The organism is Pseudorhizobium endolithicum, assembly GCF_902153245.2.
In the GTDB taxonomy this organism is placed as follows: domain Bacteria; phylum Pseudomonadota; class Alphaproteobacteria; order Rhizobiales; family Rhizobiaceae; genus Neorhizobium; species Neorhizobium endolithicum.
In genome coordinates this window covers 18,646-32,423 of the sequence record NZ_CABFWF030000007.1, presented here as the reverse complement: position 1 = coordinate 32,423, position 13,778 = coordinate 18,646, and the positions used below count along the sequence as shown (strand labels likewise).

The following is a 13,778-nucleotide window of genomic DNA, read 5'->3' as shown; positions in this document are numbered from 1 at the left end:
TAGGGCGAGCCGGTCACGGCTGCGTCAGGGAGAGATAGTTTCTCATGAAAAAGATCGAAGCCATCATCAAGCCGTTCAAGCTGGACGAGGTGAAGGAAGCCCTTCAGGAAGTTGGCCTGCAGGGTATCACTGTGACGGAGGCGAAAGGCTTTGGCCGCCAGAAGGGCCATACCGAGCTTTATCGTGGGGCCGAATATGTGGTGGACTTTCTGCCGAAGGTGAAGGTCGAAGTCGTCCTTGCCGACGAGAACGTCGATGCCGTCATCGAGGCCATCCGCAACGCCGCCCAGACCGGGCGCATCGGCGACGGAAAGATCTTCGTCTCCAATGTGGAGGAGGTCGTCCGTATCCGCACCGGCGAGACCGGTGTCGACGCCATCTAATTCGCCTGGCCTCCGGCCACGGCTCCAATCGTCATCTCATTCAAGGAAGCGTTAAATGACGACCGCAAGCGAAATCATGAAGCAGATCAAGGAAAACGACGTCAAGTTCGTGGACCTGCGTTTCACCGATCCGAGAGGTAAGCTACAGCACGTCACGATGGACGTCGTCGCCGTCGATGAGGACATGTTCGCCGACGGTGTCATGTTCGACGGCTCCTCCATCGGCGGCTGGAAGGCGATCAACGAGTCCGACATGGTCCTCATGCCCGATCCCGCTACGGTTCACATGGATCCCTTTTTCGCGCAGTCGACCATGGTGGTGATGTGCGACATCCTCGATCCCATCTCCGGCGAAGCCTATAACCGCGACCCGCGCGGCACCGCCAAGAAGGCCGAGGCCTATCTCAAGGCATCCGGTATCGGTGACACCATCTTCGTCGGTCCGGAGCCTGAGTTCTTCATCTTCGACGACGTCAAGTACAAGGCCGATCCCTACAACACGGGCTTCAAGCTGGATTCGTCCGAGCTGCCGTCGAACGACGACACTGATTACGAAACCGGCAATCTCGGCCACCGTCCGCGCGTCAAGGGCGGTTACTTCCCGGTCCCGCCGATCGACAGCCTGCAGGACATGCGTTCAGAAATGCTGACCGTCCTGACCGAGATGGGCGTCGTCGTCGAGAAGCATCACCACGAAGTCGCTGCCGCTCAGCACGAGCTCGGCGTGAAGTTCGACACGCTGGTGCGCAATGCCGACAAGATGCAGATCTACAAATACGTCGTGCACCAGGTCGCCAACGCCTACGGCAAGACTGCAACCTTCATGCCGAAGCCGATCTACGGCGACAACGGGTCGGGCATGCACGTCCACCAGTCCATCTGGAAGGACGGCAAGCCGACCTTCGCCGGCGACGAATATGCCGGCCTGTCCGAGACGTGCCTCTACTATATCGGCGGCATCATCAAGCATGCGAAGGCGATCAATGCCTTCACCAATCCGTCCACCAACTCCTATAAGCGTCTCGTTCCCGGCTACGAAGCCCCCGTTCTGCTCGCCTACTCGGCCCGCAACCGGTCCGCTTCCTGCCGTATACCGTTCGGCACCGGTCCGAAGTCCAAGCGTGTCGAGGTCCGCTTCCCCGACCCGACCGCGAACCCCTATCTCGGCTTCGCGGCCATGCTGATGGCCGGCCTTGACGGCATCAAGAACAAGATCCATCCGGGCAAGGCCATGGACAAGGACCTTTACGATCTTCCGCCGAAGGAACTGAAGAAAATCCCGACCGTTTGCGGCTCACTGCGCGAGGCGCTCGAAAGCCTCGACAAGGATCGCAAGTTCCTCACGGCCGGCGGCGTCTTCGACGACGACCAGATCGACGCCTATATCGAGTTGAAGATGACGGAAGTCATGCGTTACGAAATGACGCCGCATCCCGTCGAGTTCGACATGTATTACTCCGCCTGACCGGCGTTTCCAGGAAAGGAGCGGCGGGCATGGCCCGCCGTTCTTGCTTGGATGGAAGCCCGCCACGCGTGCGAGATAGTGGAACCGGCTGCAGGCCTTCGCATTACCCCCTTGATGCGGTGAGATTTTATTCCCACATCAGGCTGCGAAAGGATATCGCACCATGAAACAACGCAACGCTAAGTTCACCATCGGAGAAGTGGTCCGCCACAAGGTCTTTCCGTTCCGTGGCGTGGTGTTCGACGTGGATCCGGAATTCGCCAATTCCGAGGAGTGGTGGAACGCCATTCCCGCCGAAATCCGCCCGAACAAGGACCAGCCGTTCTACCATCTGCTCGCCGAGAATGACGAGACCGAATACGTGGCCTACGTTTCGGAACAGAACCTCGAGCACGACGAAAGCGAAATGCCGCTTCGCAATCCGCAGGTCTACCAGATCTTCGACCAAGGCCCCGCCGGTCGGCTGAGGCCAAAGATGATCCTGGCTCACTGAATCAAAAAGCGCCGGCGATACCGGCGCTTTTAAACTCCGACAATCCGGAACAGACCGGTTACTGGCCCTGTTTGGCCGCGTTCTGGGCCTCTTCGAGCTTCTTTCGGGCCTCTTCCGCCTTTTTCTGCATGCCCTCCTGCAGGTTGCGCTGGCTTTCGGCCAACTGCGACTGCGAGATCGGCTCGCCATCGAAGGCGCCCGTGAAGCCGTTCAGCGATATCTTGATCGGGTTCGGCGCGCGACGGAAGTTTATCGAGGTGAAGACGACCTCGTTGCCCTTCTTCAGGCTGGCGATCATAGCGTCGGTCAAAGGCACCTCGGCCGTGCACTTGTCGGGAAGGCAGACAGCATAGTCGAGCTTCTGTCCCTTGCCGCCGTCGATCTGCATCATGATGCCCGGAGGGATCAGGCGGGCGGTCGGAACGGAGACCTGCAGGATCTTGCGATTGACCTTACCTTCAACGGTGATCAGGCCGACTGCCGTGATCAACTGACCGTTCTGGGCGAGGTTGATGTTCTGTACGACGCAGAGATCGCTGTCGTCCTGCTTGGTGCAGGTCTTGAACCAGCCGAGAGGCGGTGCGCCCGCTCCGTCGGCGGCGGGGGCGGCATCCTGCGCAAAGCCGGCGCTCGGCGCGGCCGCGGCTGCGAAAGAAATTGCAAGCGCGGATATGGCCGTCCGCAGAGCATGGTTTGCCTTGAGTTTCATAACGAAATCCGTCTCCTGAAATCCGTTCGGGCACGGCCTCGACCGTCCTCCCCCGGGTGTCCTAGTGCCTTCCACCTGTCGGCGAATTGAGGCATTTGAATGACCCGCGTGTTCGCCAGATCTGTTACATCGGCGCCGGTGCGATATCCAGTCCTCCGGGCAGGATTTTTTGACGAGGCCCACGAGCGGGAGGATCGTCGACGCTCGCCATCCGTTGGTCGGATGGCCGGCTTGCGTTATTTTGCGCCGAATCACTGCTTCCAGGCGAAGGACCGCTCATGCACCGCTTCCTGCCCTTTCTTCTTCTTCTCTTCGTCGCAGCAGGACCCGTTTTGGCCGAACCACGCCACGGCATCGCTATGCACGGGCAGCCCGCGCTGCCGGCGGATTACCGGCATTTTCCTTATGTGAAGCCCGATGTAAAGAAGGGCGGCAGCGTCCGCTATGGGGTCGTCGGCACCTTCGACAGCCTCAATCCGTTCATCCTGAAGAGTATGCGGACGACAGCCCGCGGAATGTGGGACCCCCAGTTCGGCCATCTCGTCTACGAGCCGCTGATGCAGCGTTCCGCAGACGAGCCGTTCTCGCTCTACGGCCTGCTGGCGAAAACGGTGGAGATGGACGAGGAGCGCAGCTTCATCCAGTTCAACCTCGATCCGAAGGCAAGATGGTCGGATGGCAGACCGGTCACACCGGAGGATGTCATCTTCACCATGGAGCTTCTGCGCGACAAGGGGCGGACACCTTTCAGCAACCGGCTGACCCCGGTGGCCAAGATGGAAAAGGTCGGCGAGCATGGCGTCAGGTTCACCTTCAACGAGAAATCGGACCGGGAATTTCCGCTGATTCTGGCGACGGCCACGCCGATCCTGCCGAAACATGCTGTGGATCCGGCGACCTTCGACCAGTCGTCGCTGGAGGTCCCGGTCGGTTCCGGCCCCTACAAGGTGAAGTCGCTGACACCGGGAGAGCGCATCGTCTTCGAACGGAATCCGGATTACTGGGGCCAGGACGTCCCCGCCAAGGTAGGCTTCGACAACTACGACCAGATCTCGGTCGAGTACTTCCTGCAGGAGAACACCCTGTTTGAAGCGTTCAAGAAAGGCGTCGTCGACATCTACCCCGACGGCAGTCCGACCCATTGGGCGCGTGCCTATGATTTTCCGGATGTCAGCAGCGGCGCTGTGGTGAAAGACACCTTCCGGCCGGAATTGCCGACCGGAATGCTGGGCTTCGTCTTCAACACCCGCCGTCCGATATTCCAGAATGCCGATGTGCGCGAGGCGCTGGCGCTCGCCTTCGACTTCGAGTGGGTGAACAGGAACCTCTTCGAGGGCGCCTATACGCGAACCGAGAGCTTCTGGCAGAACTCCTCCCTCTCCGCCCTCGGCACGGCCGCCGACGCTCGAGAGCTTGCGATCCTCGGACCTGCGAAGGAGGGAATGGACCCAAGCATACTGGACGGCACCTACCGCCTTGCCCGAACGGATGCTTCGGGCGGCGACCGCAAGATCCTGCGCAGGGTGGTCGAACTGATGAAGGAAGCCGGCTACACGATCAAGAACGGCAGGATGTCCGACAGTTCAGGCAATCCGCTGCGGTTCGAGATCATGACGCAAACCCAGGATCAGGAGAAGCTGGCGATCGCCTACCAGAGGACGCTGAAGATGATCGGCGTCGACGCCATGATCCGCACGGTGGACGATGCCCAATATCAGGCGCGATCCGGAACATTCGACTACGACGTCATCGTCAAGTCTTATCCTTCTTCGCTGTCGCCCGGGATCGAGCAGGTCGGCCGCTGGGGATCCGTCTCACGCGACCGTGACGGAAGCAACAACTTCGCCGGCGTCGCCGATCCCCATATCGACCGGGCGATCGATGCCATGCTCGGCGCGCGCAGCCGCCAAGACTTCGAGGCCGCCGTGCGCGCCTTTGACCGGCTGCTGATCGCGGGCCACTACCTGGTCCCGCTCTACCATGTTCCGGAACAATGGGTGGCGCGGCGCAGCTACATCGGGTATCCGGAGAAGACACCCCTCTACGGCTACCAGCTTCCCGCCTGGTTCGACAAACGGGCGCAGGATTGAAAAGGCTCGGATAGACAATCGCCGTCTCAAGGAAGGACGCGGCCATGGAACGCGTAACCATCGATGTCGTGTCCGACGTCGTCTGCCCCTGGTGCTATCTCGGCAAAGCCAGGCTGGAGCTGGCAATCGCCGAGGTGCAGGACGAGATCGGCGTCGACGTCAACTGGCGTCCCTATCGTCTCAATCCCGATATCCCGCCGGATGGCATCGACCACAAGGCAAACCTGATCGCCAAGCTCGGCGGACCAGAGCAGGTGGACCGCGCCCATGCCATGCTGACGGAGCTCGGGCGCGAGGTCGGTATCGCCTTCGACTTCGAGGCCGTGAGGATAAGCCCCAACACGCTCGATGCGCACCGTCTCATCCATTGGGCCGGAATGGAGGGGCGCGAAGTCCAGGACCGGGTGGTGAGCGCGTTGTTCAAGGCCAATTTCGAAGACGGACGGAATCTCGGCGATGCCGCAGTTCTTCTGGACATCGCGGAAACGGCCGGCCTCAGCCGAGCCTTGATCCAGAACCTCCTGATTTCGGACGCCGACAAGGACATGGTGCTCTCGGAGATCGATGCGGCGCAGAAGATGGGGGTCAGCGGCGTGCCCTTCTTCATCTTCGACGGCCAGTATGCCGTGAGCGGCGCGCAGACGCCGGACGTTCTCGCCGGGGGCCTGCTGGACATCGCCCGCATGAAGGCAGAAGCCCGCAAGAGCATGATCTGACGAGCCGCCGCATCCATGTCCAACGAACAGACTCTGAAGGGCGTGCTTCTCGCATTCGCCGCATTCGCGGCCTTCTCCTGGAGCGATGCGAGCGTCAAGCTCATCGAAGGGGCGCTGAGCGCCTACGAGATGGCCTTTTTCGGAGCGGTCTTCGGCCTCGTCGGACTGCCCTTCCTGATGAAGCGCGGCGACCACCTGGTTGAGATGCTGCGTACAACCAACCGCCCGCTCTGGCTGCTGCGGGCATTCGCCGCGGCGATCGGCACGATCAGCAGCGTCACCGCCTTCACCTACCTCTCCATGGCCGAGGCGTTCGCGCTCATATTCCTTCTACCCTCCTTCGTCACCATCATGTCCGTCGTCTTCCTCAAGGAGCAGGTCGGCATTCGCCGTTGGAGCGCCGTCGTGATCGGCTTCATCGGCGTGCTGGTGGTGCTGCGGCCAGGCTTCCGTGAACTGTCGGTCGGGCATCTGGCGGCGGTCTTTGCGGGGCTCAGCGGCGGCATCTCGATCGTCGTCTACCACGCCATCGGCCACCGCGAAAAGGGCATCTCCCTCTATGGTGCAGGGGTGCTCGGATCACTCCTCGTCTGCGGGCTGCTGATGATCCCCGGCTTCGCGTGGCCGAGCGCCATCCAGTGGCTGATGCTGGCGGGATACGGGCTGTTTGCTGCCCTCGCCACCATTCTCATGATGTATGCCACTGCGCACGCACCGGCTGCCGTCATCGGGCCGACGCAGTACAGCCAGATGCTTTGGGCGGTCCTCTTCGGATACCTGGTCTTCGGAGATTCCGTCGATCTGCCGATGCTGCTCGGCATCCTCCTCATCATCGGCTCCGGACTTCTGACGCTTGCCCGCGAGCGGGCGCGCGGTGTGGCGAACCCGCCTTCGGTCGCGACCGACGGCCAGGGCAATGCCCTTGCCGTCGACGAGACTGACGACGCCTGATCAGCCGGCCTCCTGCCTGGCGATCTCCGCAAACTGCTTCATCACCTGCGCGGCCACCGTCAGCCGCTTCTCCGGCGTGGGCAGGTCGCGCGTGAGGAAGACGCTCTGGTCCGGCCGGATCTTCGCCATCGTGCCCTGCTTGGCTATGTACTGGACAAGCCCCGCCGGGTTCGGGAACTGCTTGTCGCGGAACGTCACCACCAGCCCCTTCGGGCCTGCATCGAGCTTCTCGACATTGGCCGTTCTGCAGAGCGACTTCACATAGACGACCTTCAGGAGGTTCTGCACCTCCACGGGCAGCGGCCCGAAGCGGTCGATCATCTCGGCGCCGAATCCGTCGATTTCCTTGATGTCCGCCAGTTCACCCAGGCGCCGGTAGAGGCTCATGCGAAGATGCAGGTCCGGCACGTATTCTTCGGGAATCATGACGGTGATACCGACCGAGATCTGTGGCGACCATCCGGTATCGATGATCTCGTCATCGCCGCGAACCTCGGCCACCGCCTCCTCCAGCATCTGCTGATAGAGCTCGAAACCAACCTCCTTGATATGGCCGGACTGCTCCTCGCCGAGCAGATTGCCGGCGCCGCGGATGTCGAGATCGTGGCTCGCGAGCTGGAAACCCGCGCCAAGGGTGTCGAGCGACTGCAGAACCTTCAGGCGACGCTCCGCCGTCGCGGTCAGTTGCTTGTTGACCGGCAGCGTGAAGAGCGCAAACGCCCTCACCTTCGAGCGGCCCACCCGGCCCCGCAACTGGTAGAGCTGGGCAAGCCCGAACATATCCGCGCGGTGGACGATCAGCGTGTTGGCCGTCGGGACGTCGAGACCGGATTCCACGATCGTCGTCGACAACAGCACGTCGTATTTACCGTCGTAGAAGGCGTTCATGATGTCTTCCAGCTCGCCCGCGGCCATCTGGCCGTGCGCGACGGCGACCTTCAGCTCCGGTACGTCGGACTGCAGGAAAGCCTGAACTTCGGGCAGGTCCGCAAGTCGCGGGCACACGTAGAAGCTCTGGCCGCCCCGGTAGTGCTCGCGCATCAGCGTCTCGCGGATCACCAGCGGGTCGAAGGGCGATATGAAGGTCCTCACAGCCATGCGGTCGACGGGCGGCGTGGTGATGAGAGACAGTTCCCGCACGCCGGTCATCGCAAGCTGGAGCGTGCGCGGGATCGGGGTGGCGGAGAGCGTCAGCACGTGAACGTCGCTCTTCAACTCCTTCAGGCGCTCCTTGTGCTTGACCCCGAAATGCTGCTCCTCATCGATGATGAGGAGCGAAAGGTTGGAGAACTTGATGCCGCTGCCGAGCAGCGCATGCGTCCCGACGACAATGTCGACCTTGCCCTCCGCCAGGTCCTTCTTGACTTGCGTGAGCTCCTTGCCGGGCACCAGGCGTGACGCCTGCGCAACCTTTATGGGAAGTCCGCGGAACCGCTCGCGGAAGGTCTTGAAGTGCTGGCGCGCGAGAAGTGTCGTTGGCACGACGACCGCCACCTGGCCGCCGTTCATCGCCGCCAGAAAGGCCGCACGCAACGCCACCTCCGTCTTGCCGAAGCCGACGTCTCCGCAAACGAGACGGTCCATCGGCTTACCGGCCGACAGATCCTCACGAACCGAATCGATGGCATTGGCCTGGTCTTCGGTTTCGTCATAGGGGAAACGGGCCGCGAATTCATCATAGAGCCCGTCGGGCGCGGCGAGCACCGGCGCGCGCCGGGTGATGCGGCTGGCGGCAATGCGGATGAGCGCATCGGCCATGTCGAGCAACCGTTTCTTGAGCTTGGCCTTCCGGGCCTGCCATGCGCCACCGCCCAGTTTGTCGAGCGGCGCTTCTGCGGCGTCCGAACCGTAGCGGGACAGAAGGTCGATGTTTTCGACCGGCAGGAACAGCTTCGCCTCATCCGCGTAGTGCAGTTCCAGACAAGCACGCGGGGCGCCGGCCGCCTCGATCGTGACGAGCCCTACGAAGCGCCCGATGCCGTGCTCGGCATGGACGACGAGCGAGCCTTCGTCGAGCCCCGATACCTCCGATATTAAGTCGGCCCCTCGCTTGCGGCGCTTGCCCCGGCGTACCATCCGGTCCCCGAGGATGTCCTGCTCGCCGATGACGACGACATCGCCGCTTTCGAAGCCGCCCTCAAGGCTGAGTATGGCGGAAGCCGCCTCTCCCTTCTCCAGCTTTTCGAGTTCGTCGAAAGTCTCGATCTGCTTCACTCGCTTGAGACCGTGCTCGTCGAGAACCTGCAGCAACCGGTCCAGCGAGCCGGCCGACCAGCCCGTGATCAGCACCTTGGAGCCGGCGGAACGCTTGTCGGCGATGTGCTTTACCGCGAGGTCGAAGACGTTGACGCGCTCGTCGCGATCATCCTTCTCGGCCTGAGATTTCGCCCAGCGGGGGCCGACGCGGGCATCGAGTTCAAGCACCCGACGGCTTTCCGTGTCGTGCTCGTTGAAGGGCGTCAGACGCACGGCCTTCGCAGCATCGAGCGCCGCGGAGAATGTCTTGGCATCGAGGTAAAGCTGTCCCGGAGGCACAGGCTTGTAGGGAGCGGCCTGCGCCGCGGCGCCTTTTCCCTGGGTACCGCTGTCGCGGCGGGATTCGTAATAGTCAACGACGAGTTTGGAGCGCTCGCCGGCAGCTTCGCGCGCAGTGTGATCGGTCACTAGGCGGAAGCCCGCGAGATAATCGAAGGCGCTGTCCAGCCGCTCGTAGAACAATGGCAGCCAGTGCTCCATGCCGGCATAGCGCCGGCCCTCCGAGACCGCCTGATATAGCGCATCGTCGCGCGTAGCCGCCCCGAACAACGCAAGATAGTTGGTGCGGAAGCGGCTGATCGTGTCCGGCGTCAGGGATACCTCGCTCATCGGATTGAGGTCGAGAGAGCGGGCCTGCCCCGTCGTCCGCTGGCTTGCTGGATCGAAGGTACGGATCGTTTCCAGGGTGTCGCCGAAGAAGTCGAGGCGGACCGGTTCCTCCGTCCCGGGTACGAAGACATCGAGGATGCCACCCCGCACCGCGAATTCGCCCACCTCGCGTACGGTCGGAACGCGCTCGAAGCCGTTCCGCTCCAGACGGGCGGCGATGTCGTCCATGCGGATGCTATTGCCGGGGCGGGCTGAGAAGGCGAGGCTTTCAATCACTTCAGCAGGCGCGATCTTCTGCAGCATCGCATTGACCGTGACGAGCACGATCGCGGGATGCGGCTTAGTCCGATGCGCGATGAGACCGGAAAGCGCCGTAAGTCTCCGCGCAGAGACATCGGCACTGGGGGAGACGCGGTCATAGGGGAGGCAATCCCAGGCCGGCAGCGTCAGCACGGGAATCTCGGGCGCGACGAAACCCAGCATCTGCTCGAGGTCCGACATCCGTTGGCCGTCGGACATCACATAGGCGACCGCCTGCCCGGCCCGCGCCATTTCGGCAAGCAGCAGCGACTCCATGCCGGGGGGCACGTTGCCGATGGTCAGCGGCGTGGCGGCCGCAGCAACCTTCTTCGGATCGAATCCAGGGATCATTTCTCTTGCTCTGACTTCGCCTGCAGGGTCGCGAGGGTGACGGGGTCGAAATCCGGACGGTAGGCGGAAATGCGCGCGAAAAGCGGTGTCCGCAGATGGTCGGGCAACGGCGTGGCGCCGGTGATCCAGGTATGAAGATCATGGTCGTCCTCCCCCATGATCGCCTCGAACTCGTCGAGCTCCGCTTCCGACAGCCGCGCGATCTGATCTTCAGCGAACTGCCCGAAGACGAGATCCATTTCCCGGATGCCGCGATGCCAGCAGCGGTAGAGTATGCGGCGGCGCCGGGGTGTTAGATCCGCGCTGCTGCGCGATAGTCCTGTCATGAAAGAAGTCCCTGTGTGGAGAGGCTCATATAGGTCGGAATTTCGACTTCGTCACCTTGCAAACGGTCGGAAATCCGTCGCATTTTGCCGTCCATGCGTCCCGCCGTTCTCGACCCCCTCTTCGCATCCGTCGCTTCGCTTCCCGGCGTCGGCCCGAAGGTCGCGGATCTGATCGCGCGGGTCACGGGGCGGGAAGGTCCCGAAGACTGCCGGGTGATCGATCTCCTCTTCCACGCGCCGAGCTCGATCGTCGATCGCCGCAACCGCCCCGGCATCGCCCTTGCTCCGCAAGGCACCGTCGTCACCATCGAAGGCCGCGTCGATCGTCACCAGCCGCCGCCACCGGGCAAGACGAACATCCCCTACCGTGTGTTTCTCCACGACGATACCGGTGAACTGGCACTTACCTTCTTCCGCGTAAAGGGAAACTGGCTGGAAAGAGCGCTGCCGATCGATGAGACGGTGATGGTGAGCGGCAAGGTCGACTGGTTCAACGGCCGTCCTTCCATGGTTCATCCCGACTTCATGGTGAAGGCGTCGGAGGCCGCAAACCTGCCGCTGGTCGAGCCTGTCTATCCGTTGACGGCGGGGCTTTCGCCGAAGGTGCTGAGGAAGGCGATCGAAGGAGCTGTTGCCCGCCTCCCCGACATTCCGGATTGGCTGGACGCCACGCTTGCCGCGCGTCAGGGTTTCGGCTCCGTCGCCGAGAGTTTCCGCCGCCTGCACGATCCGCGGGATGAGGCGGATGTGGACGCGCGATCGCCGGCGCGCCGGCGTCTGGCCTATGACGAGTTTCTCGCGGGCCAGGTATCCCTCGCATTGGTGCGCCAACGCCTACGCAAGGTCCCGGGTCAACCGGTCCGCGCCGATGGTGCGCTTGCAGGGCGCATCAGGGCAGCCCTGCCGTTCGCCCTCACGGCAAGCCAGGAGGCAGCGATCGGCGACATCATGAAAGACATGTCCGGAGAGGACCGCATGCTGCGGCTCCTGCAGGGAGATGTCGGCGCCGGCAAGACGCTGGTCGCCCTGATGGCGATGGCAGCTGCCGTGGAGGGCGGTGGACAAGCCGTTCTGATGGCGCCGACGGAGATCCTCGCCCGCCAGCACTATGCAACCATCTCGAAACTCGCCGCCGCCGCGGGGATTTCGGTGGAGGTGCTGACCGGACGAACGAAAGGCCGGGAACGCGACGCGATCGTCGAGCGGATCGCCAGCGGCGACGCGCAGATCGTCATCGGGACCCATGCGCTCTTCCAGGACGCGGTGAACTACCGCAACCTGCTCCTCGCCGTTGTCGACGAGCAGCACCGGTTCGGCGTTCACCAACGCCTGCGCCTGACCGCCAAGGGGATATCCCCCCACATGCTCGTCATGACAGCCACTCCCATTCCGCGCACGCTCGTGCTCGCCGCCTTCGGCGACATGGACGTGTCGAAGCTGACGGAAAAGCCCGCCGGGCGGAAACCGATCCAGACGGTGACCATTCCGACAGAACGGACCGGCGACATCATCGACCGGCTAAGAACCGCATTAAAGGAGGGCAAAAAAACCTATTGGATCTGCCCCCTGGTGGAGGAATCCGATGTCTCCGACCTGATGTCGGCAGAGGAGCGCTCCGCCGTCCTTGCCAGGGAGTTCGGCCCCATGATCGGCCTCGTCCATGGCCGGATGGCGGGTCCGGAAAAGGATGCCGTCATGGCAGCCTTCAAGACCGGGGAGGTCCGGCTCCTGGTCGCGACGACGGTGGTCGAGGTCGGGGTCGACGTGCCAGACGCAACGATCATGGTGATCGAACATGCCGAGCGTTTCGGGTTGGCGCAGTTGCATCAGTTGCGCGGTCGCGTGGGCCGCGGCGAGGAGGCCTCCACCTGCATCCTCCTCTACAAGGGCCCGCTCAGCGAAACCGGACATGCCCGCCTGTCCATCCTGAGGGAGAGCGAAGACGGCTTCCTCATCGCCGAGGAGGACCTCAAGCTGCGCGGCGAGGGCGAGCTTCTCGGAACGCGACAGTCCGGCACTCCGGGCTTCCGGATCGCCAGCCTGGAGGCCCACGGGGATCTTCTGGAGGTTGCTCGCAAGGACGCGACCTATCTGCTGGACAAGGATCCGGATCTCAGCAGCGAGCACGGCCGGAGCGTGCGGACACTCCTCTACCTTCACCGCCGGGATGAGGCGGTCAGGTTCCTGAGCGCGGGTTAAGGATCTGCGGGACGGCAACGGGCTGCGCTGCCTTGGGTTTGTAGTCCGGCGCCAGCAACCCTCCGGAGATGAGCAGGCGGGCTCCCTCCTCCGGTGTCATGTCGAGCATGACGATCTTGCTGCGCGGGACGAACATCAGGAAGCCGGCCGTCGGCACCGGGGTCGGCGCAAGGAATACGCTCACCAGTTCCTCGCCCTCCTCGCCGAGGCGCGCCGCAATCTCCCCCTTGGCATTGCCGGAGATGAACACGAGTGCCCAGGTTCCGGGGCTCGGAAACTCGATCAGGCCGCATTTCTTGAAGGAGGTCGACTGCTCCTTGAGGACCGTCTCGAAGATCTGCTTCAAGCTCTTGTAAACGGTGCGGACGAGTGGCATCCGATGCAGGATAGATTCACCGAAGCTGACGATGGAGCGGCCGATCAGGTTCTTTCCGAGAAAACCGATCATGGTGATGAGCACGACGGCTATCACCATGCCCAAGCCGGGCATGGCAATATTCAGATAGTTTTCCGGGTTGTAACGCGCCGGGATGTAGGGCTTCACCCAGCTGTCCGCCCAGCGGATGAAACCGAACGTCAGCCAGATGGTTATCGCCAGAGGGGCGCAGATGATGACCCCGGTCAGGAAGTTGTTCCTCAGCTGGGTTGCAACCGGTATGCGATCGGGATCATCAGCCATTGTTTGCCGCTATCGAGCCGTGCCTGGAAAGGTAAGATAGGGCGGACAATGCCTAAGCCGCCCGACGGGTGCAAGATCATTCCACGGTGACCGACTTGGCAAGATTGCGCGGCTGGTCGACATCGGTGCCCATGAAGACCGCGGTGTGGTAGGCCAGTAGCTGGATCGGCAGCGAAAAGATCATCGGGGCGATGATCTCGGCGACATTGGGCAGCGCGATGGTCGCCATGGTCGGAAGCTTGGACGCCGCC

At 62.7% G+C, this 13,778-nt stretch carries 11 protein-coding genes and 1 pseudogene; 7 read left to right on the top strand and 5 right to left on the bottom strand.

Features of this window, described 5'->3' with window-relative positions; translation table 11 throughout:
- Positions 1–44 precede the first annotated feature (44 nt).
- The 3 genes from RTCK_RS04570 to hspQ all read left to right on the top strand — a co-directional run bounded on the left by RTCK_RS04570 (position 45) and on the right by hspQ (position 2,341).
- Positions 45–383 (top strand): P-II family nitrogen regulator, encoded by a 339-nt coding sequence (locus RTCK_RS04570; RefSeq protein WP_029618203.1) that lies wholly within the window; start codon positions 45–47, stop codon positions 381–383.
- Between the two features lie 55 nt (positions 384–438).
- Entirely contained in the window at positions 439–1,848 is a 1,410-nt protein-coding gene (glnA, locus tag RTCK_RS04565; RefSeq protein WP_142520668.1) for a type I glutamate--ammonia ligase, read from the top strand.
- Between the two features lie 163 nt (positions 1,849–2,011).
- A complete protein-coding gene (gene hspQ, locus RTCK_RS04560) occupies positions 2,012–2,341 on the top strand; it encodes a heat shock protein HspQ (RefSeq protein ID WP_142520669.1) in 330 nt (109 codons plus the stop codon).
- A gap of 58 nt (positions 2,342–2,399) precedes the next feature.
- Here the strand turns inward: hspQ and RTCK_RS04555 are convergent, their stop codons facing one another.
- A complete protein-coding gene (locus RTCK_RS04555; protein ID WP_142591922.1) occupies positions 2,400–3,050 on the bottom strand; it encodes an invasion associated locus B family protein in 651 nt (216 codons plus the stop codon).
- A gap of 278 nt (positions 3,051–3,328) precedes the next feature.
- Between RTCK_RS04555 and RTCK_RS04550 the strand changes: the two genes are divergently transcribed.
- From RTCK_RS04550 to RTCK_RS04540, 3 genes are read left to right on the top strand one after another with little or no spacing between them, the layout of a single operon-like run.
- Positions 3,329–5,140 (top strand): extracellular solute-binding protein, encoded by a 1,812-nt coding sequence (locus RTCK_RS04550; protein WP_142591921.1) that lies wholly within the window; start codon positions 3,329–3,331, stop codon positions 5,138–5,140.
- A gap of 44 nt (positions 5,141–5,184) precedes the next feature.
- Positions 5,185–5,856, top strand: coding sequence for a DsbA family oxidoreductase (locus tag RTCK_RS04545; protein ID WP_142591920.1), 672 nt, complete (start codon positions 5,185–5,187; stop codon positions 5,854–5,856).
- A gap of 15 nt (positions 5,857–5,871) precedes the next feature.
- A complete protein-coding gene (locus RTCK_RS04540; RefSeq protein ID WP_142591919.1) occupies positions 5,872–6,807 on the top strand; it encodes a DMT family transporter in 936 nt (311 codons plus the stop codon).
- Here RTCK_RS04540 and mfd read toward each other — a convergent pair whose 3' ends face one another.
- Positions 6,808–10,323 (bottom strand): transcription-repair coupling factor, encoded by a 3,516-nt coding sequence (mfd, locus tag RTCK_RS04535; protein WP_142591918.1) that lies wholly within the window; start codon positions 10,321–10,323, stop codon positions 6,808–6,810.
- Complete coding sequence (locus tag RTCK_RS04530) at positions 10,320–10,649, bottom strand: FAD assembly factor SdhE (RefSeq protein WP_142591917.1); 330 nt, start codon at positions 10,647–10,649, stop codon at positions 10,320–10,322. The genes mfd and RTCK_RS04530 overlap by 4 nt, the downstream gene beginning before the upstream one ends.
- A 93-nt stretch (positions 10,650–10,742) precedes the next feature.
- Between RTCK_RS04530 and recG the strand changes: the two genes are divergently transcribed.
- Positions 10,743–12,848 carry an ATP-dependent DNA helicase RecG gene (recG, locus tag RTCK_RS04525; protein WP_142591916.1) on the top strand — a complete coding sequence of 702 codons (2,106 nt, stop codon included), beginning with the start codon at positions 10,743–10,745 and terminating at the stop codon, positions 12,846–12,848.
- Here recG and RTCK_RS04520 read toward each other — a convergent pair.
- Positions 12,826–13,527 (bottom strand): DUF502 domain-containing protein, encoded by a 702-nt coding sequence (locus RTCK_RS04520; protein ID WP_142591915.1) that lies wholly within the window; start codon positions 13,525–13,527, stop codon positions 12,826–12,828. The genes recG and RTCK_RS04520 overlap by 23 nt on opposite strands.
- 76 nt (positions 13,528–13,603) lie before the next feature.
- Positions 13,604–13,778: pseudogene (locus RTCK_RS21155) on the bottom strand (SIS domain-containing protein); the annotation flags it as partial.

Coding starts and splice junctions, on each gene's coding strand:
- RTCK_RS04540 (WP_142591919.1), top strand. CDS start 5,872: ATGTCCAACGAACAGACTCTGAAGGGCGTGCTTCTCGCATTCGCCGCA.
- RTCK_RS04550 (WP_142591921.1), top strand. CDS start 3,329: ATGCACCGCTTCCTGCCCTTTCTTCTTCTTCTCTTCGTCGCAGCAGGA.
- glnA (WP_142520668.1), top strand. CDS start 439: ATGACGACCGCAAGCGAAATCATGAAGCAGATCAAGGAAAACGACGTC.
- RTCK_RS04570 (WP_029618203.1), top strand. CDS start 45: ATGAAAAAGATCGAAGCCATCATCAAGCCGTTCAAGCTGGACGAGGTG.
- mfd (WP_142591918.1), bottom strand. CDS start 10,323: ATGATCCCTGGATTCGATCCGAAGAAGGTTGCTGCGGCCGCCACGCCG.
- RTCK_RS04555 (WP_142591922.1), bottom strand. CDS start 3,050: ATGAAACTCAAGGCAAACCATGCTCTGCGGACGGCCATATCCGCGCTT.
- RTCK_RS04545 (WP_142591920.1), top strand. CDS start 5,185: ATGGAACGCGTAACCATCGATGTCGTGTCCGACGTCGTCTGCCCCTGG.
- RTCK_RS04530 (WP_142591917.1), bottom strand. CDS start 10,649: ATGACAGGACTATCGCGCAGCAGCGCGGATCTAACACCCCGGCGCCGC.
- RTCK_RS04520 (WP_142591915.1), bottom strand. CDS start 13,527: ATGGCTGATGATCCCGATCGCATACCGGTTGCAACCCAGCTGAGGAAC.
- recG (WP_142591916.1), top strand. CDS start 10,743: ATGCGTCCCGCCGTTCTCGACCCCCTCTTCGCATCCGTCGCTTCGCTT.
- hspQ (WP_142520669.1), top strand. CDS start 2,012: ATGAAACAACGCAACGCTAAGTTCACCATCGGAGAAGTGGTCCGCCAC.